Source organism: Amycolatopsis taiwanensis DSM 45107 (assembly GCF_000519205.1).
Taxonomy (GTDB): domain Bacteria; phylum Actinomycetota; class Actinomycetes; order Mycobacteriales; family Pseudonocardiaceae; genus Amycolatopsis_E; species Amycolatopsis_E taiwanensis.
This window is the reverse complement of sequence record NZ_JAFB01000057.1, coordinates 9444-32315: the sequence shown is the minus strand read 5'-3', so window position 1 is coordinate 32315 and position 22872 is coordinate 9444. Positions and strand designations below refer to the sequence as shown.

General features: G+C 69.2%; 22 protein-coding genes. 11 read left to right on the top strand and 11 right to left on the bottom strand.

The genetic code is table 11. The annotated features are described in order from the left end of the window. Nucleotides 1-219 (bottom strand): transposase (locus tag A3CU_RS0133475; RefSeq protein WP_027945928.1); only part of this gene is annotated, 219 nt, incomplete at its 3' end. Between the two features lie 318 nt (nucleotides 220-537). Between A3CU_RS0133475 and A3CU_RS53710 the strand changes: the two genes are divergently transcribed. Further along, nucleotides 538-708: a hypothetical protein gene (locus A3CU_RS53710; RefSeq protein ID WP_169739726.1), complete on the top strand. Its 171-nt coding sequence runs from the start codon at nucleotides 538-540 to the stop codon at nucleotides 706-708. Nucleotides 709-1538: 830 nt separating this feature from the next. Continuing rightward, nucleotides 1539-1907, top strand: a complete 369-nt coding sequence (locus A3CU_RS55875; RefSeq protein ID WP_084144089.1) for a GNAT family N-acetyltransferase — start codon at nucleotides 1539-1541, stop codon at nucleotides 1905-1907. A 169-nt stretch (nucleotides 1908-2076) separates the two neighbouring features. Here the strand turns inward: A3CU_RS55875 and A3CU_RS0133465 are convergent, their stop codons facing one another. Continuing rightward, nucleotides 2077-2430 carry a hypothetical protein gene (locus tag A3CU_RS0133465; protein ID WP_043843460.1) on the bottom strand — a complete coding sequence of 118 codons (354 nt, stop codon included), beginning with the start codon at nucleotides 2428-2430 and terminating at the stop codon, nucleotides 2077-2079. Nucleotides 2431-2604: 174 nt separating this feature from the next. Between A3CU_RS0133465 and A3CU_RS0133460 the strand changes: the two genes are divergently transcribed. The 3 genes from A3CU_RS0133460 (at nucleotide 2605) to A3CU_RS0133450 (ending at nucleotide 5818) form a co-directional block, all read left to right on the top strand. Further along, the gene (locus A3CU_RS0133460) at nucleotides 2605-4422 is read left to right on the top strand and encodes a flavin-containing monooxygenase (protein ID WP_027945926.1); all 1818 of its coding nucleotides are present in this window, start codon (nucleotides 2605-2607) and stop codon (nucleotides 4420-4422) included. Nucleotides 4423-4600: 178 nt separating this feature from the next. After that, nucleotides 4601-5320 carry a hypothetical protein gene (locus tag A3CU_RS0133455; RefSeq protein WP_156960696.1) on the top strand — a complete coding sequence of 240 codons (720 nt, stop codon included), beginning with the start codon at nucleotides 4601-4603 and terminating at the stop codon, nucleotides 5318-5320. Between the two features lie 66 nt (nucleotides 5321-5386). Next, nucleotides 5387-5818 (top strand): PPOX class F420-dependent oxidoreductase, encoded by a 432-nt coding sequence (locus A3CU_RS0133450; protein WP_027945924.1) that lies wholly within the window; start codon nucleotides 5387-5389, stop codon nucleotides 5816-5818. A 70-nt stretch (nucleotides 5819-5888) separates the two neighbouring features. On the opposite strand, the gene A3CU_RS0133445 is transcribed toward A3CU_RS0133450, so the two are convergent. Next, complete coding sequence (locus A3CU_RS0133445) at nucleotides 5889-7460, bottom strand: S53 family peptidase (RefSeq protein WP_027945923.1); 1572 nt, start codon at nucleotides 7458-7460, stop codon at nucleotides 5889-5891. A gap of 110 nt (nucleotides 7461-7570) precedes the next feature. Between A3CU_RS0133445 and A3CU_RS0133440 the strand changes: the two genes are divergently transcribed. Beyond that, nucleotides 7571-8026 carry a MarR family winged helix-turn-helix transcriptional regulator gene (locus A3CU_RS0133440; protein WP_043843458.1) on the top strand — a complete coding sequence of 152 codons (456 nt, stop codon included), beginning with the start codon at nucleotides 7571-7573 and terminating at the stop codon, nucleotides 8024-8026. Further along, entirely contained in the window at nucleotides 8016-9233 is a 1218-nt protein-coding gene (locus tag A3CU_RS0133435; protein ID WP_027945921.1) for an MFS transporter, read from the top strand. Before A3CU_RS0133440 ends, A3CU_RS0133435 begins: the two co-directional genes overlap by 11 nt. Here the strand turns inward: A3CU_RS0133435 and A3CU_RS0133430 are convergent. Next, nucleotides 9230-9592 (bottom strand): DoxX family protein, encoded by a 363-nt coding sequence (locus A3CU_RS0133430; RefSeq protein WP_027945920.1) that lies wholly within the window; start codon nucleotides 9590-9592, stop codon nucleotides 9230-9232. The genes A3CU_RS0133435 and A3CU_RS0133430 overlap by 4 nt on opposite strands. A gap of 392 nt (nucleotides 9593-9984) precedes the next feature. On the opposite strand from A3CU_RS0133430, the gene A3CU_RS0133425 reads away from it, so the two are divergent. Then, nucleotides 9985-10842: a sigma-70 family RNA polymerase sigma factor gene (locus A3CU_RS0133425; RefSeq protein ID WP_027945919.1), complete on the top strand. Its 858-nt coding sequence runs from the start codon at nucleotides 9985-9987 to the stop codon at nucleotides 10840-10842. 237 nt (nucleotides 10843-11079) lie between these two features. After that, nucleotides 11080-11577 carry a hypothetical protein gene (locus tag A3CU_RS0133420; RefSeq protein WP_027945918.1) on the top strand — a complete coding sequence of 166 codons (498 nt, stop codon included), beginning with the start codon at nucleotides 11080-11082 and terminating at the stop codon, nucleotides 11575-11577. An 81-nt stretch (nucleotides 11578-11658) separates the two neighbouring features. Here A3CU_RS0133420 and A3CU_RS0133415 read toward each other — a convergent pair whose 3' ends face one another. Together A3CU_RS0133415 and A3CU_RS0133410 are read right to left on the bottom strand one after the other, a co-directional pair. Then, on the bottom strand, nucleotides 11659-12021 hold the full coding sequence (locus A3CU_RS0133415; protein WP_027945917.1) for a DUF1801 domain-containing protein: 363 nt from the start codon (nucleotides 12019-12021) through the stop codon (nucleotides 11659-11661). Between the two features lie 51 nt (nucleotides 12022-12072). Beyond that, on the bottom strand, nucleotides 12073-12690 hold the full coding sequence (locus tag A3CU_RS0133410; protein ID WP_027945916.1) for a DUF998 domain-containing protein: 618 nt from the start codon (nucleotides 12688-12690) through the stop codon (nucleotides 12073-12075). A gap of 142 nt (nucleotides 12691-12832) precedes the next feature. On the opposite strand from A3CU_RS0133410, the gene A3CU_RS0133405 reads away from it, so the two are divergent. After that, entirely contained in the window at nucleotides 12833-13153 is a 321-nt protein-coding gene (locus A3CU_RS0133405) for a YciI family protein (protein WP_027945915.1), read from the top strand. Continuing rightward, entirely contained in the window at nucleotides 13150-15090 is a 1941-nt protein-coding gene (locus A3CU_RS0133400) for a sigma-70 family RNA polymerase sigma factor (protein ID WP_027945914.1), read from the top strand. Before A3CU_RS0133405 ends, A3CU_RS0133400 begins: the two co-directional genes overlap by 4 nt. Here the strand turns inward: A3CU_RS0133400 and A3CU_RS47980 are convergent. The 5 genes from A3CU_RS47980 to A3CU_RS0133375 are packed head-to-tail and all read right to left on the bottom strand — an operon-like array spanning nucleotide 15023 to nucleotide 22851. Beyond that, nucleotides 15023-16366: an allophanate hydrolase gene (locus A3CU_RS47980; RefSeq protein WP_084144088.1), complete on the bottom strand. Its 1344-nt coding sequence runs from the start codon at nucleotides 16364-16366 to the stop codon at nucleotides 15023-15025. The genes A3CU_RS0133400 and A3CU_RS47980 overlap by 68 nt on opposite strands. Next, nucleotides 16363-19905, bottom strand: coding sequence for an urea carboxylase (uca, locus tag A3CU_RS0133390; protein WP_027945913.1), 3543 nt, complete (start codon nucleotides 19903-19905; stop codon nucleotides 16363-16365). Before uca ends, A3CU_RS47980 begins: the two co-directional genes overlap by 4 nt. Continuing rightward, nucleotides 19902-20516: an urea amidolyase associated protein UAAP2 gene (locus A3CU_RS0133385; RefSeq protein WP_027945912.1), complete on the bottom strand. Its 615-nt coding sequence runs from the start codon at nucleotides 20514-20516 to the stop codon at nucleotides 19902-19904. The genes uca and A3CU_RS0133385 overlap by 4 nt, the downstream gene beginning before the upstream one ends. Continuing rightward, the gene (locus A3CU_RS0133380; protein WP_027945911.1) at nucleotides 20513-21343 is read right to left on the bottom strand and encodes an urea amidolyase associated protein UAAP1; all 831 of its coding nucleotides are present in this window, start codon (nucleotides 21341-21343) and stop codon (nucleotides 20513-20515) included. The genes A3CU_RS0133385 and A3CU_RS0133380 overlap by 4 nt, the downstream gene beginning before the upstream one ends. After that, complete coding sequence (locus A3CU_RS0133375; RefSeq protein WP_027945910.1) at nucleotides 21340-22851, bottom strand: amino acid permease; 1512 nt, start codon at nucleotides 22849-22851, stop codon at nucleotides 21340-21342. The genes A3CU_RS0133380 and A3CU_RS0133375 overlap by 4 nt, the downstream gene beginning before the upstream one ends. Nucleotides 22852-22872: the final 21 nt, after the last annotated feature.

Sequence of the window (22872 nt, the reverse complement as noted above, 5' to 3'; positions counted from 1 at the left end):
CCGGACCTCGACGTGATCCCAGGTCGAGGTGGTGACGAACTGCTGCAACTGCTGGTGATCGACCCCGAGCCGCTCGGCCATCGGCTGCATCGACTTGCGCTTGCCCTCCAGCATCAGCCCGCGCAGATACAGCTGCCCCTTCGCCCGCTGGTCACGCCGCGCGAACCCACCGAACATCCGCGCAGCAAACTCCTCGATCACCGGACGAACCTCGTCCATTTCCTCCGGAAGCACCCGCAAAGGAGATCACAGCAACGCCCCGACCAGCCACAACGACACACCTAACAAAGCACTACTAGTGCCGCGTCCCAGAAGGTTGGCCTGCTGATCACCCATGGACTGGCCCGTTGACCATGCTCGCAGGCTGTCGGGCGGAGGTGATACCAGTGGCTCGTCAGCCCGAGGTGTTCGCATGAGAGTTGGACCCCGACCAGGCTCAACGGTTGGTGAAGATCACCAGGTCGACGCGGGCCCGGGCCCGGTTGCGTCGGGCCGGGATCGTGCTCGCGTCGGTGCAGGCCCGGTCCAGCCACCAAGATGACCCGCATCCTGGACCTCTACGACCATCCACCCGCCGACGGGCGAGCGCTCTGCGTGGACGAGTTCGGACCACTGAACCTGCAACCCCGGCTTGGTCACGGCTGGTTCCGTCGCGGCCGGCCAGCACGCCTGCGCGCCACCTACCATCGCCACGCGGGGTACGGCTGATGTTCTACCGGTTCCGCGACCAAGCGCTGGCCGCAGTTTCTGGACTTCTGCAAACAGTTATGCCAGCGATTCCCGATCGGGCTGCTCTATCCGATCTGCGACAACTACGGTCCGCACGGCACGGCCGAGGTCACCGGCTGGTGCGCTGACCACGGGATTGAGTTGGTCTACACGCCCAGCAACGTCTCGTGATTGAACTGGATCGACTGCGAGTTCACTGCGTTGCGCTACTTCACTCTCGACGGCAGCGACTACCCCTCTCGCCAGGCTCAAGAGGCCGCAATCGCGGGCTACGTCCGCTGGCGCAACCGGTATTGCCACCCGAAACGCCACTTCGCGGTCGGGTCGAAAATCCGTCACCCGGAGGGACCGAGCTGCATCAGAAATGCCCAGGCTTCGCGATCTTCACCCTGCGCAGGCGCAGCGAACACGGCCGAAGTGTGCCAACCCGCATCATCGACAACAACGCTGAGTTCCACGTCGAACGACCCGAGGCAGGTGACCGAGTGTGTCCGAGACCACCGAGATATGCGCCGGAACCACCCGAGTTCGATTACCCACCCGACGGTCTGTGATGCAGCACTAGTGCTGAGAAACAGAAGGTTGGCAAGGTAATTGCCGTTTGCTGTGGAGGTGGTTCGTGCTCTGAGCCGCGGCCGCGTGGTCCAAGCGGTGGCTGACATAATGGGCCGGTGCTTGTCCCAGGCATCCGCGAGCGGAATGACACCGATGTCGCCGAGTGCGTCAAGACGCTTGCTCAGGTGCATGAGGCCGGTGGTTACCCCTCGAACTGGCCCGTTGATCCCGCTCGTTGGCTCAGCCCATCAGGGATGTACCGGGCATGGATCTGTCCGTCTGACGACCTGGGTGTTGCCGGCCATCTGCTGGTCACTCGCGTCCGTGGCGCGTGGGCCGGCGTCACTGACTCGCATGGCCGCGCAGAAGTAGGGTGCCTGTTCGTGTCGCCTTCCGCGCGTGGGCGCGGTGTCGCCTCCCGACTGCTCCAACAAGCCGTGCTGTGGGCCGGTCGCTGTCGACGCGATCTTGTCTTGGAAGTCGCTGACCACCTGAAGACCGGGATAGCCCTCTATGAACGGATGGGTTGGCGTCAGACTGAGACGGTCCTGTCCGATTGGGCGGGCCCCGACGGACGGCGAATTCCCCTGCGGCGCTACGAACTCTGTTACGACCAGAGGTAGTGCGCGGCCTACGCCGCGTGGGCACCAGCTGTTGCGGGTCGTGACGTTGGTGACGGCTGATGGGGATTGGGGTAGGGGACGCAACGACGGATCATCAAGGTCCGCGTGCTGCGGCGGTGGGGTCCGGCCCGGATCGCGTTCTTGCGGGGCTTCAGCGCTATCTGGGCGCTCACGCAGGGGTCCGGGCTGTGCTGAAGAACTCCCTGACCGGAACCAGCAGACCGGCCAGCGAGAGCACGATGAAGACGACCTGGTGGATGTGGTCCTTTCCCGGCGGCAACTGGCCGACGAGATGCGCCACCCAGAACACCGGATAGAACCACAGCGCGAACCACGCCCACCGCTCGCGACCCCGGAACGGCATTACGGCCAGCAGCCCACCGAAGAAGCCGAGTCCGATCGACGCGAGCCCGTCCGCGCGGTACAGCAGCGCGTCACCGGACGGTGGAGCGATCACCACTACCACGCCGAACCCGATGATCCCCAGGCTGACCGCTGCCAGGCAGGCCACCCCGCTCCTCATCACGCCGCTCGTTGGCTGCACTCGGTAAACCTACCGTCGTCAGCCTGAGAGTTCGCCTGAATCTCGGTTTGGTCATGAGCGTGTACCGGCGACGAGTCGGGCAACCCTTGCCAATTCCCGCTTCCACGACGTGTGATGGGGGTTGCCCTCGAACGCGGACGGTAGGGAGTTGCAATGACGCAGACGATCGATCGGGCAACGCCGATGGAGGCCCCTCAGGCACGCGTCGACGCCTGGCTGGCGCGGTTCGAAGCCGCACTCGCGGCGCGCGACATCCAGGCCGCCGCCGGGCTGTTCGCGGTCGACAGTTTCTGGCGTGACCTGGTGGCGTTCACCTGGAACATCAAGACCGTCGAGGGCCGGGAAGGTGTGGCGCACCTGCTCACCGCGTGCCTCGACAGCGCCGCCCCAACGGGCTTCCGCACCACCGAAACGCCGACCGAGGCCGACGGAATCACCGAGGCGTGGATCGAGTTCGAGACCGCGACGGGCCGGGCGAAGGGGCACCTTCGCCTCACGGACGAGGGCGCCTGGACGCTGCTGACGAGCCTGCGTGAACTCAAGGATTTCGAAGAGTCACAAGGCGAGCGGCGACCCAAGGGCGTCCACCACGGCGTTGTCGAAGATCGCCGGACCTGGGCCGAGCAGCGGGAGCTGGAAGAGGCCCAGTTGGGCTATGAGCGGCAGCCCTACGTCGTGGTCGTCGGCGGCGGGCAGGGCGGCATCGCGCTCGGCGCGCGGCTCCGCCAACTCGGTGTGCCATCCCTCGTCGTCGAACGCAACGAGCGTGCGGGGGATTCCTGGCGCAAGCGGTACAAGAGCCTGTGCCTGCACGACCCGGTCTGGTACGACCACCTGCCGTACCTGCCCTTCCCTGAGAACTGGCCGGTGTTCGCACCCAAGGACAAGATCGCCGACTGGCTCGAGATGTACACCCGCGTGATGGAGGTGCCGTACTGGACGGGCGCCGAAGTCACCTCCGCCTCGTGGGACGACGAGACGAAGCAATGGCAGGTGACCGTCGACCGCGGCGGTGAGGAGGTCGTCCTCACGCCGCGCCACCTGGTGTTCGCCACCGGTATGTCGGGCAAACCGAACACACCGGACTTCCCCGGTATGGATGTGTTCGAAGGGGATCAACACCACTCGTCACGGCATCCGGGCCCGGACGCCTACGCGGGCAAGAAGGCCGTGGTGATCGGCTCCAACAACTCCGCGCACGACATCTGCGCCGCGCTGTGGGAACACGGTGCTGAAGTCACCATGGTGCAGCGGTCCTCGACGCACGTGGTGAAGTCGGAGTCGCTGATGGAATTCGGCATGGGCGACCTGTATTCGGAACGCGCGGTGCGGGCCGGGATCACCACCGAGAAGGCCGACATGATCTTCGCGTCGATCCCGTACCGGATCATGCCGGAGTTCCAGACCCCGATCTACGACAAGATCCGGGAACGGGACGCGGACTTCTACGCGCGGCTGGAAGCGGCGGGGTTCCAGCACGACTGGGGCGACGACGGCTCGGGCCTGTTCCTGAAGTACCTCCGCCGCGGCTCCGGCTATTACATCGACGTCGGAGCTTCGGAACTCGTCGCCGACGGCAGGATCAAGCTCGCCCGCGGCCAGGTCGACCACCTGACCCGCACCGCCGTGGTGCTCGAAGACGGCACGGAACTGGCGGCCGACCTCGTCGTCTACGCGACCGGATACGGCTCGATGAACGGCTGGGTCGCGGACCTCGCCGGCCAGGAGATGGCGGAGAAGGTCGGCAAATGCTGGGGCCTGGGCTCGGGGACCACGAAGGACCCCGGACCGTGGGAGGGCGAGCAGCGCAACATGTGGAAACCCACGCAGCAGGAGGGGCTGTGGTTCCACGGCGGGAACCTGCACCAGTCCCGCCACTACTCCCTCTACCTCGCGCTCCAGCTCAAGGCCCGCTACGAGGGAATCCCGACGCCCGTGTACGGCCTGCAAGAAGTGCACCACCGCTGCTGAAGCCGGTGGCTCACCGCGGGTTTCCTTTTGCCTCAACCCAGCCACGGCATTGGAGCGAACCACCAGCGAAACCGAGGGCGGCCTCTGCCAGACTTGCCATCCTGATCGGACGCACGGGAGCGGAACTACCGCGGCCGCTGGTGCGTCGCAGGCTGGTGAGTCAGGAGGCAGCGACACCGTGAGTATGCCCGCGTACCCGTCGTATCCCGGTCAGCAACCCGGGCTGGGCCGTCCCAAGCGCAGGACGGGCCTGATCGTGGCTGTCTGCGTGATCGTCGCGGTCGTGCTCGGTGCGGGCGCCTTCGTCGCCGTGCGGCTGCTGGGCAACGGCACAGGTGGCGGACCTGAGGCGAATGCCGCACCACCGCCGGGATTCACCGAATTGCCGGCCAGCTGCGACCTGCTTTCCCCGGAGGAGGTCCAGCAGTCGGTGCCCGGTGCGAAGGCCGGTCAGGTCCGCCTCGAGCAAGACCAGGACTGGGGACTGACCCGGGATTGTCAATGGGGTCTGTGGGATGACCAGGCGGGAGTGGGCCGGAGCCTGGAGATCAACGTCACGGCCGGGCTCGATCCGGTGGCAGCGGTGCGGGGGCGCGGCCACATCCCGTTGCCCGCCACGACCGACGATGTGCGCGGGCCTCTCACGGCCGGTGGCGCGCAAGTTCGGCCGACGACGGTCGCGGGTGCCGACGAGGCATACCTCCAGGAGCCACAACGTTTCGGCGTTCCCGATCTCAACGAACACGTCACCGAGGAACTCGCGGCGCGGTACCAGAACATCGTCCTGATCGTCACCTACGACCCCGGCGAGGTGGTCGACGACGGCAAGCTGGCGGAAGTCCTGACCCGCGGCGCCGAGCAAGCACTGGCCACGATCAAGGAAACCCCGTCCCACTGAGCCGGCCCTGCGGACGGCTACGCTGCGATGATCGAGCAGTTTTGCAAACGGACTCCAGGAGTGGCCGTGACCGGCGCAGATTTCGACCCGTACAGGTTGCTCGCGGAAAGCCGGCTCGGCGTGCTGGCCACGATCAAATCGGACGGCCGCCCCCAGCTTTCCCCGGTCACGCCCTGCTACGACCAGGAGGCCGGTGTCATCTATGTGTCGATGACCGAGGGCCGGGCCAAGACGGCGAATCTGCGCCGCGACCCGCGCGCGGCGCTGGAGGTCACCAGCCCCGACGGCTGGGCGTGGGCCACCGCGGAGGGCACGGTGACCCTCACCGGACCCGGAACCGACCCGCATGGTCCCGAGGTGCAGGCGCTGGTGGACTACTACCGCCTGGCCGCGGGGGAGCACCCGGACTGGGACGAGTACCGCTCGGTGATGGTGTCCGACCGCAGGGTTCTCATGACGATGACGGTCGACCACGTCTACGGCGCCAAGATCCGGTGACGGCGGTTCGTGGCCTGGCCTGGCGCCGGGTCGGCCGGGCCGGCCAGGGCCGATGGCTTTCCGTTGCGGTCTATCGGTTCTTCGTGCCGGTGAGCACCTGCAACAGGGCGGTGCCGTTGGGCGTGCCGAGGCCGGTGCACGGATCCCAGCCGGGGCCGGCCTGGTAGGCGCCGTTGTTGCCGCTGGTGATGTCGTGGAATCCGGGTTGCGGCCGGCCCGGCTGCACGCCCTGGTAGAGCTGGGTGTGGACCAGTCCCAGCCGGCGCTTGGCGGCCTGGGCGAGCCGGCAGATCAGGGCCGCCCACAGCGGTGCGACCGCGCTGGTGCCACCGATCACCGCCGATTGCCCGTCGACCAGGACCTGGTAGCCGGTCGCGGGGTCGGCGTTGCCGGCCACGTCGGGCACGCCCCGGCCGGTGCCGCCGCCGGCGCGTGCCGGTGCGCCGGCGGAGGCCTGGAAGGCCGGCACACCGAAGACGTCGCTGATGCCGCCGCCGGTCGCGCCGCCGTTCGGGTTGTTCCAGACCGTTTCGGCCACGATCGTCGTGGGTGGGGTGGCCCGCAGGTTGGTGCCGCCGCAGGCAAGAACGTGCGGGCTGGAGGCGGGGAAGTCGACGTGTTGCTTGCCGTCGGTCTGATCGTCGGTGCTGCCGCTGTCGCCGCTGGCGGCGCAGATGGTCACACCGAGTGCCGCGGCGTCGGCGAACAGCTGGTCCATCGCGGTGCGGGCCTGGGCGGTCCACTGGTCTTCGGACTGGCCCCAGCTGATGCTGACCGCGGTGGGGGTCGGCGTCGCGTGCACGGCGGTCGCGACCGCGTCGAGGAAGCCCTGGTCGCTGTTCGGGGCGAAGTAGACGAGCTGGGTCGCTCCCGGGGCGAGTGCCCCGGCGACCTCGATGTCGAGCATCACTTCGCCGTCGGCCGAGTTCGGGTCCCCGGTCGGGGCGTTCTTGCCGCCGTCGACCCCGACGGCGGTGACCTGGGGCGCCGTGATCTTCAGGCCGGCGAAATACGTGCTGAGGTCGGCCGGTTTGAACCCGCCGCCGAGTTCGATGATCGCGAGCGTCTGGCCGCTGCCGTCCGTCCCGGCCGGGAAGGCGTAGAGGGGGCCGAGCTGGTCCGGGGTGAACGACTGCGCGGCGGCGGGCTTGCGGTGCATCCGGAACAGGGCGCGGGCCTGCGGTCGCTGGTCCAGACCAAGCACGGCGACCACGATGCCGGCCAGCGCGGCGGGGACCCGCAGTTCGCCGCTGCGCGCGCGATGCGCGATCGTGCCACCGAGCGGGTCCGCGCTGCGGACCATCGTGAGCTCGGTGCCGAAGGCCGCGCTCATCGCCGGCGCCGGACCACTGACCAGCACCCGGCGCGATCCCCGGTGGACGTCCGTGATCGTCAGGCCGGCCGCCCTGAGCACCTCGCGCACCGTCCGCAGATCCTCGTCGCTCGCGCCATGACGATCGGCGAGTTGTTGCGGGGTAATGGTTTCCGGGCCGGTCACCAGAGCTTCGTCCAACTCGTTGCGGCGACGTAGAACCACTGTCGCCGACACTGTGGTGGTCGCCTCAACCGGGCCGACCACCTCCGCACCGGTCAGTTCGGCGCGGACACTGCCAGGTACGGGAACACGCTCGGCTTCAGTCACGCGTGCATGCTGCACCTATCCGTAGCCGTTACGCCACTGCCTGACACGAACAGACCAAGCGTGAGCACGATTACTTCGACAGGCTAACTAAAATAACTTAGCCTAGCTAAGTGAAAGTCGGAGTAGGTGAACTCGCGCATGAGCTGCGACCGCTCGTGTTCCGGCTGTACTACCTGGTCCGCCGGTTGACGCCGCAGCATCGCCTGACGCTGACGCAGGGGTCGGTCCTCAGTGAGCTGGTCTTCAGCGGTCCACGCCGGATGAGCACGCTTGCCGAGTTCGAGGGGGTTCGGCAGTCGTCGATGACCGCACTCGTGGACCGGCTCGAGCGGCTCGGCCTGGTCACCAGGGCACGAGACCCCGAGGACCGGCGCGCGGTGCTGATCACCGCGACCGACACGGGCCGCCAGTACGTCAACGAGCTGGTGCTCACGCGTGAGGAGTTCCTGCGGGAGCGGCTGATCGCGTTGGAGCCCGCCGAACGCGCGGCCATCCAGGCGGCGTTGCCCGCGCTGCGGAAGCTCATCGATCCCGCGAAGAAGGAGGAGTTGCAGGGTGAGCGCTGAACGACACGGGAGCCTGTTGGAAGCGGTCAAGGGCCAACCCAAACAGGTCTGGATCACCGCGTTCGCGGCCGTGATCGCGTTCATGGGGATCGGCCTCGTCGACCCGATCCTGCTGTCCATCGCGGACGGACTGCACGCGGCGCCGTCTCAGGTGACGCTGCTGTTCACGTCCTATCTCGGGGTGCAGGTGCTGGCGATGCTGGTCACCGGCGCCGCGAGCGCGCGGTTCGGTTCGAAGCGCACGGTGCTCATCGGCCTGATACTGATCGTCGTGGCCACCGCGCTGTGCGCGGCCGCGGGGTCGATCGGGCAACTCGTCGCGCTGCGCGCGGTATGGGGCCTTGGCAACGCGTTCTTCATCGCGACCGCACTGTCGGTGATCGTCGGCGCCGCGACCGGCGGCCAGGCCGGCGCGATCCTGCTCTACGAGGCCGCGCTCGGCGTCGGTCTCGCGGTGGGGCCGCTGCTCGGCGCGCTGCTGGGCAGCATCTCGTGGCGTGGCCCGTTCATCGGCACTGCGGTGCTGATGGCGGCCGCGCTCTTGCTGTGCACGATCTTCCTGGCCCGCGACTCGCACGAGAAACGGCCGAAGATCCGGCTCACCGATCCGTTGCGGGCGCTCGCACACCCCGGGCTGCTGCGCACGTCCGTCGGTTCCGCGCTCTACACCGCCGCGTTCTTCACGGTGCTGGCGTGGACCCCGTTCGTGCTGAACTGGAGCGCGGTCGCGGTCGGGCTGATCTTCTGCGGCTGGGGTCTGTGCGTGGCCGTCGCCGGCGTGGTGCTCGCGCCGAAACTCGCCGGCCGGCTCGGTGAGCGGCACGCGACTGCCGTGTCCGTGCTCGGATACGCGGCGCTGATGGCGGTGCTCGCGGTGCCGAGCAAGCCGGTCCTGGTCGCCGGTGTGATCGTCTCGGGGTTGGTCTCCGGTCTGCTCAACACCCTGTTCACCGGCACCGCGATGTCGATCAGCGACGCGCCACGAGCGGTCGCGAGCGCCGGCTACAACTTCTGCCGGTGGCTGGGCGGCGCGGCCGCGGCCACGCTCGTCGGCCACATCGCGACGTGGGTGGGTTCGCCGTACGCCCCGTTCTTGGTGGGGGCGGTGTTGTGCCTGATCGCCAGTGCTTTGCTGGCGGTCAAACCGCGTTCGAAGGATTCTCACCGGATACCGCCCGAAGCGGTCCTTGTCGGCGAAGAATTCTAGGAGCCGCTCACCACGCCGGTGAGGTAGGCCAACGATGCGACCGCGAGGAGAAGGTAGAAACCCGGGAAGGCGATGTTGTAGAAGACCCGCGCTCTGAGGTGGGCGATGACGGCACCGACGAAGAACAGAATCAGACCGGTACCGGCTGCGACACCGAGCCAGGGCACGGCGACGAGGCCGACGACGAGCCCGGCCGCGCCGGCGAGTTTCATCGTTGCCAGATAGGGCAGGGCGGCGACGGGAACGCGTACCTCGGCGGAGTTCTTCAGCACGAACCCTGCCTTGAGGTAGTCGGCGATCGCGATGAACGCGTTCGCGACGATGCACAGCAGAGTGGCGGTGAACAGCACGGCGGTCATGCGGCGTACCTGCCGACGATGGCGCATGGGGGCAAGCCCCCAGACGCTCTGCCTTGTGGGGGCTCTGCCCCCACGCCCCCGACTGGGGGCAAGCCCCCAGACCCCCTTATCGGGGCGGCGGGGCGCCGTCGCCGAGGACGTGACTCTGCTCCCTCATGGAGCGCCCCGTCGACACGATCGCGGTCGCGCGCAAACTCGCGGAGGAACAAGCATGACGCTGCGCTGACATGGTCGGTCTGCTGCGTGAGGGCGGGAAGCTGTTCCGGTGTGGTTCGAAATCGGATGATCTGTACGCTCATGTGCGGGTCTGCTCCTCGGTGGGTAGTCGGTCGGGTCGCGAGATGGTGGTCTCGTCCGTCCCGACGTCTGACACCGCGGAAAGGTGACACCTGGTGGTATCGGTAGTGGATTTCGAGGCCGCGCGGCCACAACTGACCGCGGTCGCGTTCCGGTTGCTCGGGTCGATACACGACGCCGAGGATGTTGTGCAGACGACCTGGCTGCGGGCGGCCGCTGCCGACCCGGGCGATGTCCGCAACAGTGCGGCCTGGCTGACCACGGTGCTCACCCGGGTCTGCCTCGACCAGTTACGGGCCCGGCGCCGGCGCCGTGAGGATCCCCTGCTGGCGGAGGAGATCCCGGACGCGGACCTGGCAGCGGATGAGCACTACCTGCGGCGTGAGAACGTCTCTCGCGCGCTCATGGTGGTTCTCGATCGACTGCCTCCCGCGCAGCGCGCCGCCTACGTCCTCCATGACCTGTTCGACGTCCCGTTCAAGGAGATCGCACAGACCTTGAACACCAGTGTTGCCAACGCCAAGAAGCACGCGAGCCGAGCCCGTCAGCGCATCGAGCAGACCGGACCGAACACCATCGGTGCAAGCGCAACCGTCGACCGTGCTGTCGTCGAGGCGTTTCTCGCCGCCGCCGGCGGCGGCGACCTCGACCGGATGGTCGCTTTGATGACCGATGACTGCGTGCGCCACGCCGATCCGGCCCTCCTGCCTGCCGATGCCCCGTCCGTCGTCACCGGCGCCCGAACGATCGCCCACGAGACCACACGGTTCGCTGACCGCATCCGCGCGAGTGCTCCGGTGATCGTCGACAACCGGCCAGCGCACGTCATCGCTCCCGGCGGTCACCTACTCGCGGTCGTCGACATCGACACCCGCCGGCAACTGGTCAGCCGGATCACCATCACGCGAGCGTCGGCGCAGACCGTCGTGGCCTTGCCGGTCACAAACGTCTGACCCACAACTAGAATCTGGGTTCGTTTCTGAGGGCTCCGCGGGCAGCGATTGACGGCTCTACCGGTTTCTCCGGCACTTCTGTTAAGGTCTCTCGACACTGTTGATCAAGAGCGGTGGCGTGCCGGGGGCGATGGGGGAGAGATGGCTCGCAGAAGTTCTGTCTGGGTTGGGCTGGCTGTGTTGTCGCTACTTGTGGCCGGATGTGGAACGGACGACACCAGCCAGTCCGGTGCCACGGTGACCCCAGCGCTCGCCGATGGCGTGAACACGCGCTGTGGCCAGTACCTGAAACCGGAAACGGTCGCCGCGGCGCTCGGCGCCAACACGTTCGCCGATGTCAACGGACAGATCGAGAACGGCGCGGGGTCGTGTCTGATCAACATCTCGGTCACGGAGGTGGGCTACGGGCCGGACTCACCCCGCCACAGCGTCGCGAAGGTTTCACTGGAGATCCTCGACTTTCACGACCCCAGCCACGGCCGCGAGCCGTGTGACGACGCGTCGGCGCACGGAGCCACCGAGGCCTTCACCGGGCCCGACGGCGCATGCGGCCTCTACTGGGAAAAACCTCCCGAGGCGTTCCTGGTCGGCGGTAGGGTGTCCGCCTACATCGACGAGGGCGGAAGGATGATCACCGTCCGGATAGACGGCGTCGACCCCACCACCGTGAACCAGGACCGCGACCACGCCTTCCAGTTGCTGGCTGACGCCCGCGCCAAGGCCTCCCAGCGATAGAACCGGTTTTCGCCTGGACGTCGACCGGGCGATATTCCGTGCCTCACGGCGAAGAGCGCCGGGCAAGCCCGGCGCTCTCGATCACGCTTCTTCGAGTGTTCTGGCCTGTTTGAGCCACGTGGTGAACAATTCGGCGTCCAGGTCGTCCAGTCCTCGGAGCTTCACGCTCGCCATTTGGCGGCCGCCTGGAGAAAGCCGGCCAGAGGAGTCATTGATTTCCTGGCCCCGCCAGAAGCCGAACGTCACATGGCCGGGGTATGCCTTGACCAAGCAGACCGGCTGTTTGCCGGGGGCGGGCCCGAGGCTCCACACCGGGTGGCCGTGCCAGACGGCGCCGGTGCCGGGCAGGACGGTTTCGACGAGCCGGACGAGGTTTTCGGCGATTTCGCGCTGGTGTTCCGGGAGGGAATCGACGTATTCCTGGACGGTGGAGAACTTGGCCATGATGGTGGTTCCTTCCTTCTGCGGTTTGGTGATGGCTCGGCGGGGAGTGATTCAGCGGAGGCGGGTGGCGACGACGGCGACCCAGAGCATTGCGGTGATGGCGCCGACGGCGAGGGTCAGCGAACCCGCCGGGCCACCGGTCATCGCCCAGCCGTCGCCGAGCAGCAGCGCGGTTCCGGCGATGGTGGAAAGCGCGGCGTCGCGGCGGTTGCCGTTACGGGCGAAGTGGCGGGCAAGGACGTAGCAGGCGGCGATGAGCGAGAAGAAGGCGATGCTTCCCGCCGCCATGTGCCCGTAGCTGTGCCACGACATCGTCTCCGGTATCCCGGCCGGCGTCCCGGTGGGAAACCCGTCGGCCGGGTCCATCGAGAAGATCCCGGCGGCGATCATCCCGATGCCGTTGACGAGCACCAGGCGCGGTGCCCACCGGCTGCTCGTGGCCTGCCGGAGGCCGGTCGCGCCGACGATGGTCAGCACGCCGGCGACGAGGAAGTTGGTGATCTGCAGCCAGCCCAGGGAACCGTTGCTCAGCGCGCTGAGCGGGTGGCGGATCAGGTCGAAGCCGTCGCGGGCGGCCGCCTGCGCCAGGGAGACGGCGGCCCACAGCGGTCCCGCGACGGTCAGGCAGGTCAGCCGGCTGAAGGTGGTGCGCTGGATCGCGATGGTCATCTCGAGTGCCTTTCTCGGATTGGTTTCTCGCCTGGACGTCGACTGAGCGATGTGACAGGGAATGCTTGCGTTCCCTGCCGGATAGGGTGTTCGACGTTCGGGTGCAAGGCGAAAAACGCCAGCACGAGAGAAAGGCGATCCGATGCGCTACCTGATGATGACCAAGGGCGGCCGCCAGCCCGACGAGAAGCTGTACGCCGAGATGGCCCAGTTCGTCGAGGAGATGACCGCGGCGGGTGTCCTGCTGACCACCGGCGGACTCGACCCCGCGGGGTTCCGGGTGTCCTCCTCGGGCGAGGAGATGACGGTGACCGACGGGCCGTTCACCGAAGCCAAGGAGGCGATCGGCGGCTTCGCACTGGTGGAGGTGCGGTCGAAGGAGGAGGCGGTCGAGCTGGCTCGCCGGTTCCGCCGGATCGTCGGGGACGGTGAAAGCCTGGTCCACCAGGTATTCGGGCCGTGATCGACGTCCGCCGCACGGTCGACGCGGTCTGGAAGCTCGAGTCGGCGGCGATCATCGGCGGTCTCACGCGGATGGTGCACGACGTCGGACTCGCCGAGGAGCTGGCCCAGGACGCGCTCGTCGCCGCGCTGGAGCAGTGGCCGGAGTCGGGGGTGCCGGACAATCCGGGTGCCTGGCTGATGACCACGGCGAAGCGGCGCGCGATCGACCGGCTGCGGCGGTCGGAACGGCTCGAGCGCCGGCACGAGGAACTCGCCCGTGAGCTGGACCAGCCGCGGGACGTCGAACACGACGACGTCCTGCGGCTGATGTTCCTGTCCTGCCATCCGGTCCTGCCGACCGAGCAGCGGGTCGCGCTGACGCTCCGGGTGGTCGGCGGGCTGACCGCGGCGGAGATCGGGCGGGCGTTCCTCACCACCGAGCACCGCATCGCGCAGCGCGTCGCCGCGGCGAAGGAGACGCTGGCGCGGGAACGGGTCCCGTTCGAGCTGCCGGATGGCGCGTCGCTGGCGGGGCGGTTGTCGTCGGTGCTCGAGGTCGTCTACCTGATCTTCAACGAGGGCTACTCCGCGACCGCCGGAGACGACCTGATGCGGCCCGGGCTGTGTCATGAGGCGTTACGTCTCGGCCGGCTGCTGGCCGAGTTGGCCCCGGCCGAGGCCGAGGTCCACGGGCTGATCGCGTTGATGGAGATCCAGGAGTCGCGGTCGGCCGCGCGGATCGGGCCGTCGGGGAAGCCGGTCCCGTTGCACGAGCAGAACCGGGGTCGCTGGGATCAGTTGCTGATCCGGCGCGGGTTCACGGCGATGCTGCGGGCGCGGGACATCGGCGGCCCGCCCGGCCCGTACGTGCTGCAGGCCGCGATCGCGGTGTGTCATGCGCAGGCCCGCACGGCCGAGGACACCGACTGGGGACAGATTGCGACGCTGTACGACGCGTTGGTCCGGCTGCGGCCGACGCCGATCGTGCGGCTCAACCGCGCGGTCGCGGTCGGGATGGCGCGGGGGCCGGAGGCCGGGCTGGCGCTGGTCGACGAGCTGACGACCGATCGCACCCTGCGGGATTACCACTTGCTGCCCAGCGTCCGGGGTGACCTGCTCGTCCGGCTGGAACGGTATGCCGAGGCGCGCATCGAGTTCGAACGGGCCGCGGCGTTGACGAAGAACGCGGCCGAGCGCGACTTCCTCCTCCACCGGGCCAGCGAGGTGGAGCAGACCGCGCCCGTCGTGACCCTCGGGCAGGCGGCCGACGATTTCCTGGCGCGGGAAGACCTCGATACCGCGACATTGCGTTCGTACGGGCAGACCCTCCGGCGGCTGTGTCTGACACTCGGTGCCCAGCGCCCGTTGGATTCGTTGACGGCCGAGGACGTGACGAACGTGTTCGAGGTGTGCTGGGGCGACGCGGCGGCGAAGACCTGGAACCGGCATCGCTCGGCGATCCGGTCGTTCACCACGTGGGGGTCGCTGGCGGACCTGACCGCGGGGCTACCGCGGCGAACCGAGACGCGCCGGCGGATTCCGGCGATCGGCGCCGGGCAACTCGATCGCCTGTGGGAGTTGGAAGTCCCGCTGCGGGAGCGGACCGTGTGGCGGCTGCTGCACGAGTCGGCGGCCCCGGTACGGGTCGTACTGTCGCTGAACGTCGAGGACCTCGACCTCGACGATCGCCGCGCCCGGGCGGGCCGTAGCTGGGTGAACTGGCGTTCCGGCACCGCGCGGCTGCTGCCGGACCTGCTGGCCGGACGCACCCGCGGCCCGCTGTTCCTGGCCGGCCGCCGTCCAGGACCGGCCCGGATGCCCGCGCCAGCGGATCTGTGCCCGGACACCGGACGCGGCCGGCATTCCTACGAGCGGGCGGAGTATCTGTTCAAGCAGGCGACCCGGACACTGGATCCCACGGGGCACGGGTACACACTTCGCCAGTTGCGCCCTTGACGTCGACCAGCAGTGCCGCGATGTCCAGGGCCACGTGGTCGTCGAACGCGCGGGTGATCACGCTGACGCCGAACGGGCTGCCGTCGGCGCGGCCCGCGGGCACGGCGACGGCCGCGAGGTCCAGCAGGTTCACGAAGGTCGTGTAGGTGCCCAGCCGGCTGTTCACCCCGACCGGATCGGCCGCCACCTCGGCGATCGTCGGATGGCCGGTGGTGGTGGGCAGCAGCAGCGCGTCGAACCCGGCCATGGCCTCCGCGGCAACGGCCCGGCAGCGGGCGAGCCGGGCCTGGTCGGCCGCCAGCCGGTGCGCGGGCAACGTGCCCGCGGCGAGGATGATTCCCGCGACGGTCGGATCGACGCCGGCTCGATGCGTTTCGATGAACTCGCCGACGGCCGCATACCGCTCGGCGACCAGCGCACCCTCGTAGAGCAGCTTGCCCGCATCGAGGAACACACCGACATCTACTTCGGACACTCGAACACCGTTGGTGCGCAGGCGTTTCACAGCGTCGTTGAACGTGGCACAGGCCCATGGTGACAGCGGTTCGAGCCCGGCCGGGGACGGTACGGCCACTGCGGGCGCTGCTGCGGCGGCGAACCGCGCAGAGGCGGGCCAGTCACGGCTGGCGGGAGCTGCCGGCTCCGGCCCCGTCAGCACTGCCAGCGCGCGCCGGCCGAGGGCGAGGCTGGGGGCGAACACGCTGACGCAGTCGTACGGCCGCGCGGCCGGAACCACGCCCGTGGTGGGCACGAGTCCCAGCGTGGGCTTGAGCCCGACGATCCCGTGCAGTGCGGCCGGTACGCGGCCCGATCCGGCGGTGTCCGTGCCGATCGCGAAGTCCACGATCCCGAGCGCGACCGTGACGGCGGAGCCCGAACTGGACCCGCCGGAGATCTTCTCCGGCTGCTCGGCGTGCCGCACGGCGCCGTACGGGCTGCGCGTGCCGACCAGGCCGGTGGCGAACTGGTCGAGGTTGGTCTTGCCGAGCACGATCGCCCCGGCGTCGGTGAGCCGGCGGACCGCGGTCGCGCTGCGCGCCGGGGTGTAGGCGAAGGCCGGGCACGCCGCGGTGGTCGGCAGACCCGCCACGTCGATGTTGTCCTTGACCGCGCACACCAGGCCGGCCAGCGGCAGGCCGGGCCGCGTGCCGGCCGCCTCGGCCAGCACCTCTCGCTCGTCGCGCAGGGTGATCCACACCTCGGGCCGGTCGACCTCCGCGATCCGGCGGTAAGCGGCCCGGACCCGCTCGACCGGATTCTCCACGAGGCGCGTCATGCCGGCCCCAGCACGGCTACGGGGGTGCCGGAGGCGACCTCGCTTCCGGGCTCCACCAGCAGTTCCACCACCACGCCCGGCGCGGGCGAGGGCAGGAGTGTCTCGGTCTTCATCGCCTCCACTGCCATGAGGGGCTGGGCTTTCTCGACACGGTCGCCGGGGCGGACATCGACCCGCCAAACCGTGGCCGCGAACGGGGCTGTCACGACTTGTCCGCCCGTCAGCGCCGACACCCGGGCGGCGGATACCGATACCGGTTCCGGCTCGGGTCGCGGGTCGAACTCGCCGGCCGCCGCCCACGCTCGTCGTTCTGCTTCGAACGCTTCGGCTTGGCGGGCCCGGAACCCGGCGATGGACTCGGCGTTGACGGCCAGGAACCGCTGGTAGCCGGCCAGCGTGAACTCCCCGTCGGCGATGTCGAGTTCGAGCTGCCCGGCCGCGCTCGCGGCGCGCAGTTCGAGCAGTTCCTCGGCAGAGACCGGGTACCAGGAGATTCGGTCGAAGTACCGCAACAGGCAGGGAGAGGGTCCGCGCCGGCGCCAGCCGTGCCAGACCTTGACCGTGCGCCCGACGAGCTGGTATCCACCCGGCCCTTCCATGCCGTAGACGCACAGGTAGGCGCCGCCGATGCCGACCGAGTTCTCCGCCGTCCAGGTGCGCGCCGGGTTGTACTTCGTGGTGAGCAGCCGGTGCCGCGGGTCGAGCGGCGTGGCGACCGGCGCGCCCAGGTACACGTCACCCAGCCCGAGCACCAGGTACTCCGCGTCGAACACGATCCGGTACACGTCGTCCACACTGGACAGACCGTTGACGCGGCGGATGAACTCGATGTTCCACGGGCACCACGGCGCGTCCGCGCGTACGCCCGCCAGGTACCGCCGGATCGCTTCGCGCGTGGCGGGATCGTCCCACGACAACGGCAGTCGCACGGTCCGGCTGGGCACCGCGAGGTCCCCGGTCGACGGCAGGTCTGTCTCGAGTTCCCGCACCAGGCCGAGTGTCTTGGCCACGGACAGCTGATCGGGGTCGGTATGCACCTGGAGCGAGCGGATGCCGGGTGTGATGTCCACGATGCCCGGCACGCCCGCGGCCGCGAGCCGTTCGGCGAGCGCATGCACCCGCATCCGCAGCGCGAGGTCGAGCTTCATCGGCCCGTACTCGATGAGCAGGTTGTCGTCCCCGCTGCGCCGGTAGGTGACTTCTGGTCGCTCGTCGGTGGCATCGAGGCTCCCGAGGACGCCGCCGTCCGACAGGGGCGTGGCGACGGGCACGACGACCGGTTCGCGCCGCAGCCGCCCTGCTTGCTCCGCGTCGACGGGCACGAACCGCACGGTGTCGCCGGGCCGTAGCTGGCCCAGCTTCCACCGTTGCCCGGTTACGACGGTGGCGGGACAGACGAACCCGCCGAGGCTCGGACCGTCCGGGCCGAGCAGGATCGGCAGGTCGCCGGTGTAGTCGACGGCGCCGACCGAGTACGGCGTGTCGTGGATGTTCGACGGGTGCAGCCCGGCCTCGCCACCGTCGGCCCGCGCCCAGCCGGGACGGGGGCCGACGAGTCGCACCCCGGTTCGGGCGGAGTTGAAGTGCACCCGCCACGTCGCGGCGTAGAAAGCGTCGATGTCCTCGCGCGTGAAGAACTCCGGCGCGGCGTGCGGGCCTTCGACCGTCCCGATCTCCCAGTGCGGCCCGAAGACCGGCCGCCATCTCGCGGGAACCTCGCCACCGGCCGGGGTGTCCGGTTCGCCGCCGGGGACGAGTACGTCACCGGCGGTCAGGGCACGCCCGCCGTGGCCGCCGAACCGCCCGAGCGTGAAGGTTGTCTTGCTGCCGAGGAACGCGGGCACGTCCAGCCCACCACGCACGAGCACATACGTACGCAGACCGAGCGTGCACGGGCCGACGTCCAGTTCGCCTCCGGCCGGTACCGTAACCTGTGTCCACTGTGGAACACGCGTGCCGTCCACGGTGACCTCGGCGGGTGCGCCGGTGACGCAGACGACGGTGCGGTGGCTGAATCGCAGTGCCGGACCGTCCACAGTGCACTCCAGTCCGGGCGCACCCTCGCCGTTGCCGATGGCCAGGTTGCCCAGCCGGAACGACAGGTCGTCCATCGGCCCGCTCGGCGGCACCCCGACGTGCCAGTAGCCGGTGCGGCCCGGCCACTCCTGCACGGTGGTCGACGTGCCGCCGCGGAGGACGTCGATGCGCGCGTCGGCGTCTTCGATGCCGTCGAGCGTCGTGGTGCAATGCCGCACCTGAAGGAAGTCCGGGTTCGTGGCCGCGGCGCGCAGTTGGCCCAGGTTGGTGCGGATGCCGTCGATCCGGGTCCCGGCGAGCGCCGCCCCGAACCGCTTCAGTGCGGCGGGCCGATCCTCGCCGGACACGATCACCTTGGCCAGCAACGGGTCGTAGTGGGTGGTGACCGCACAGCCGGCCTCGACCCAGGTGTCGACCCGCGTGCCCGCCGGGAACTGGACCCCGGTCACCAGACCGGCGCTGGGCCGGTACCCGGCGGCCGGATCCTCGGCATAGACGCGGGCCTCGACCGCGTGCCCGTGCGGCGCTGGGGGAGTGGTGAACATGGTCCGGTCGCCGCCGGCCAGCCGGAGCATCCACGCGACCAGATCGACCCCGTAAACCGCCTCGGTCACCGGGTGCTCGACCTGCAGCCGGGTGTTGACCTCCAGGAACGCCGCCTCCTGGCGCTCGAGGTCGTAGACGAACTCGACCGTGCCCGCCGACCGGTACCGCACCGACTCGCCCAGCGCGACGGCCACGTCGACCAGCCGCTTCGACACGGCCTCCGGCAACCCGGGGGCCGGGCATTCTTCGACGACCTTCTGGTTGCGGCGCTGCAACGTGCAGTCCCGGGTACCCAGCGCCAGCACCTGACCCTCGCCGTCGCCGAACAGTTGCACCTCGATGTGCCGCGCCCGCCGCACGAGCCGTTCGAGAAACACGCCGGGGGTGGCGAAGCCTTTGGCCGCAATGCTTTGCACCGATTCCCAGGCGGTGCGCAGCTCGTCCGGGGTGTGGCAGGCGCGCATGCCGATGCCGCCACCGCCGCCGGTCGCCTTGAGCATGACCGGGTAGCCGATCTCACCGGCCGCGGCCAGTGCCTCGCCGAGATCGTCGAGCAGGCCCGTGCCGGGCAGCAGCGGCACCCCGGCGGCGGCCGCCTTCTCCCGGGCGGTGTGCTTACTCCCGAACACCTCGATGTGTTCGGGTGCGGGCCCGACGAACGTGACGCCCGCCGCCTCCGCGGCGCGAGCGAAGGTTGCGTCCTCGGACAGGAAGCCGTAGCCGGGGTGGATCGCGTCCGCACCGGTGTCGTGCGCCGCGCGCACGATCGCTTCCGCATCAAGGTAACTCTCCCGGGCGGGTGCGGGTCCTAATCGGATGGTTTGGTCGGCGAGCCGCACGTGTGGCGCGGTGCGGTCGGCGTCCGAGTACCCGGCGACACTTCGGATTCCCAGGTCACGGGCCGTGCGCAGGATGCGGACGGCGATCTCGCCGCGGTTGGCGATCAGCAGCTTCACCGCGCACCGCCCTCGGTGACCGTGATCCGGACCGGCGTCGGGTCGAACCCGTTGCAGGGGTTGTTGAGCTGTGGGCAGTTCGACACCAACACCAGCGTGTCCGTCTCCGCGCGCAGCCGGACCAACAGTCCCGGCGCGGAGATGCCATCGACGATGCCGAGCGTCCCATCGGTCTCGACCGGAACGTTCATGTACCAGTTGACGTTGCTGACCAGGTCCCGCTTGCCCAGGCCCCACCGGGCGCCCTCGATGAGGAAGTTCTCCACGCATGCGTGCTGGAAGCGGGTGTGCTGCCCATAGCGCAGTGTGTTGGACTCTTTGCTGCAGGCGCCGCCGATCGTGTCGTGCCGGCCGCAGGTGTCCGCGGTGAGCGTCATGAGCGGCGTGCCTTCTTGCGTGCGCAGCACACTGCCCGTGGTGAGGAAAATATTGCGCTGGGCGGCGATCGTGGTCGCGGCGCTGTAGCGCTTGCCATGGTCGGCGGCGTCGTAGGCCAGGAAGTCGACCGCCTGGTTGCCGCCGAGATCGGTGATCGTCAGCGACTGTCCTTTTTCGACGATGGTGGAGAAGGGTGCCCTTGCCGGCACCTCCGCATCCAGTACGGTGATCATGAGATTCCCCTCCCGATGAGGTGGTCGGCGGTGTTCTCGAATGCGCGCCGCGTCTCCGGATTCGACGTCCACTCAGGACCTTTCGGCGTGGACGGCTGTGCGCGCCAGGCGATGACCCGCAGCGGGGTGACGGTGTAGTCCGGACGCGGATCCAGCGGGTGGGGCACGTTGACGATGAGCACGATCAACGGCATCTCGGCCCGCAGGAGCACCGAGCGGCCGGCCCCGGCGGAGCCGGTGAAATCCAGTTCCCCGCTCTCGCCCACCCGCACACCTTGGAACAGCGACAGGTTCGGCGGGATGTCCCTGGGCCCGAGCCCGTGTTTGGCCGCCGCGAGGGTGAACAGCGCCAGCCCGGCGGGGGCCGGGCCGTGCGGGCTGCCGTCGCCGTACCGTTCGGTGTTGGTGGCGACCGTCGAGGTGCCGCACAACGTGTCGTGCCGGCCGGAGTCGTCGCTGACGATGGTGGCGAGCACGTGGGCCTGGTCGGAGAGCAACACCATCGACTCGCCCAGGTAGGCGTTCCACTGGATCTTGACCGTGTCGGCCACGTTCAGCCGCTCCCACGGGGCGTCGGCGTTGTACAGCAACAAATGCGCGCATGCGTCGCCACGCAGGTCGGTCAGCTGCAGCTCGCTGCCCCGGGCCAGCACCTTGTGCGTGTACCCGCCGCCGGCGACGATCTCCGCCCAGATCAGCCGCTCGGCGTCGACCCCGGATGGCGGTTCGGGCCAATCGGCGGCCGGGATCGTCGGCATGGTCTCGACGACGGCGCCGGCCTGGGCGCGGGCGTGCTCGCGGGCGCCGTAGGTGGTTGCGGTGCTCATGGCAGGGCTCCTTCCGGAAGGATCGTGATGGCGGGCCGGGTGGCGCGCAGGCGGCGCCAGCACAACCAGCCGGCGAGCAGCGCCGCGGCGGCGAACTCCAGTGGGAACAGCAGCATCCAGACCGAGCCGGTCCCGGCGCGGTCGTAGACCTCGCTGCGCGGCCAGGCGATGTTGACGATCATGGCCAGTCCGTAGGCGACGGCCGCGACGTTGACCGGCAGCGCCCACCGGCCGAGCGAGAACCAGCCCGGCTTCGCCTCCGGCAGTCCTCGCCGGAGGCGCTTGCCCAGCAGCGGTGTGGTCACCAGCAGGTAGGCCAGGTACACCACGACCACCGAGGTTGCGGTGAGGCTGGCGAACAGGGTCGAGTTGCCGAGGTTGAGCAACAGCAGCGCGATGGCCAGGGCACCGGAGGAGATCGCGGGCGCGATCGGTGTGCCGGTGCGCGGGTTGACCTTGGACAGCCGGTCCGAGAACGGCAGCGCGCCGTCGCGCGCCATGGAGTACAACAGCCGGATCGTGCCGGTCTGGATGGTCAACGTGCACACGACCACGGCGATGGCGACGTCGGCGAGGAAGATCCGGCCGAACGGGTCACCGAACACCGAGGTGATCACGTAGGGCAGGCCGTAGGTCGCCAACTGCCCGTCGGTGAGACTGGGCGCGGCCATCAGCGCCAGCAGCACCACGACAAGCCCGCCCAGCCCGGAGATCAGCAGGGCCCGCAGCACCGCCCGGGGAGCCGCGCGGCGCGCGTTCTTCGTCTCTTCCGACACCGATGCGGCGGTGTCGAAGCCGTAGAGCACGTATGCGGCGGCCAACGCCGACGCCAGTAGCGCGCCGAAGCCGGTGCCGGATGCGCCCGTCACACCCGGAATGTCCTGGACGACGATCCGCGGGCCGCGGACCGCGAACGTCACCAGACCGACGGTCAGCACCACGACCCCGGCCAGTTCGGCGGCCACCCCGAGGTCGTTGATCCGCGCCATCAGCCGCACGCTGATCGCGTTGACCGCCGTGGTGAAAACCAGCAGCATCGTGCCCAGCAGCACGGCGTTGGTGGCGCCGGTGGCCGAGGTGATCGACGGGTCCCCGCCGACGAGCTGGAAGCCGCCCCAGACCGACGGCAGCACGACCTGCAGGGCGATCGCGGCCGCGGCCAGGGCGACCACGCAGCCGATGAGCATCATCCAGCCCGCCAGCCAGCCCCGGAATCCCCTGGTGAGCTGCTTGGCCCATTGATAGACCGAGCCGGCCAGCGGGTAGCGGGCGGCGAGTTCGGCGAAGTTGAGCGCCACCATGAGCTGCCCGGCCAGCACCACCGGCCAGGTCCAGAAGAACAGCGTGCCGCCGAAGGAATAGCCGAAGCCGAACAGCTGGAAGACGGTGGTGAGGATCGATACGAAGGAGAACCCGGCGGCGAAGGCCGAGAACCCGCCGAGACTGCGGCGCAACTCCTGCCGGTAGCCGAATTCGGCGAGCTCACCGGTGGGGACCGTGGGGGACATGGCGACTCCCGTCCATGCGGG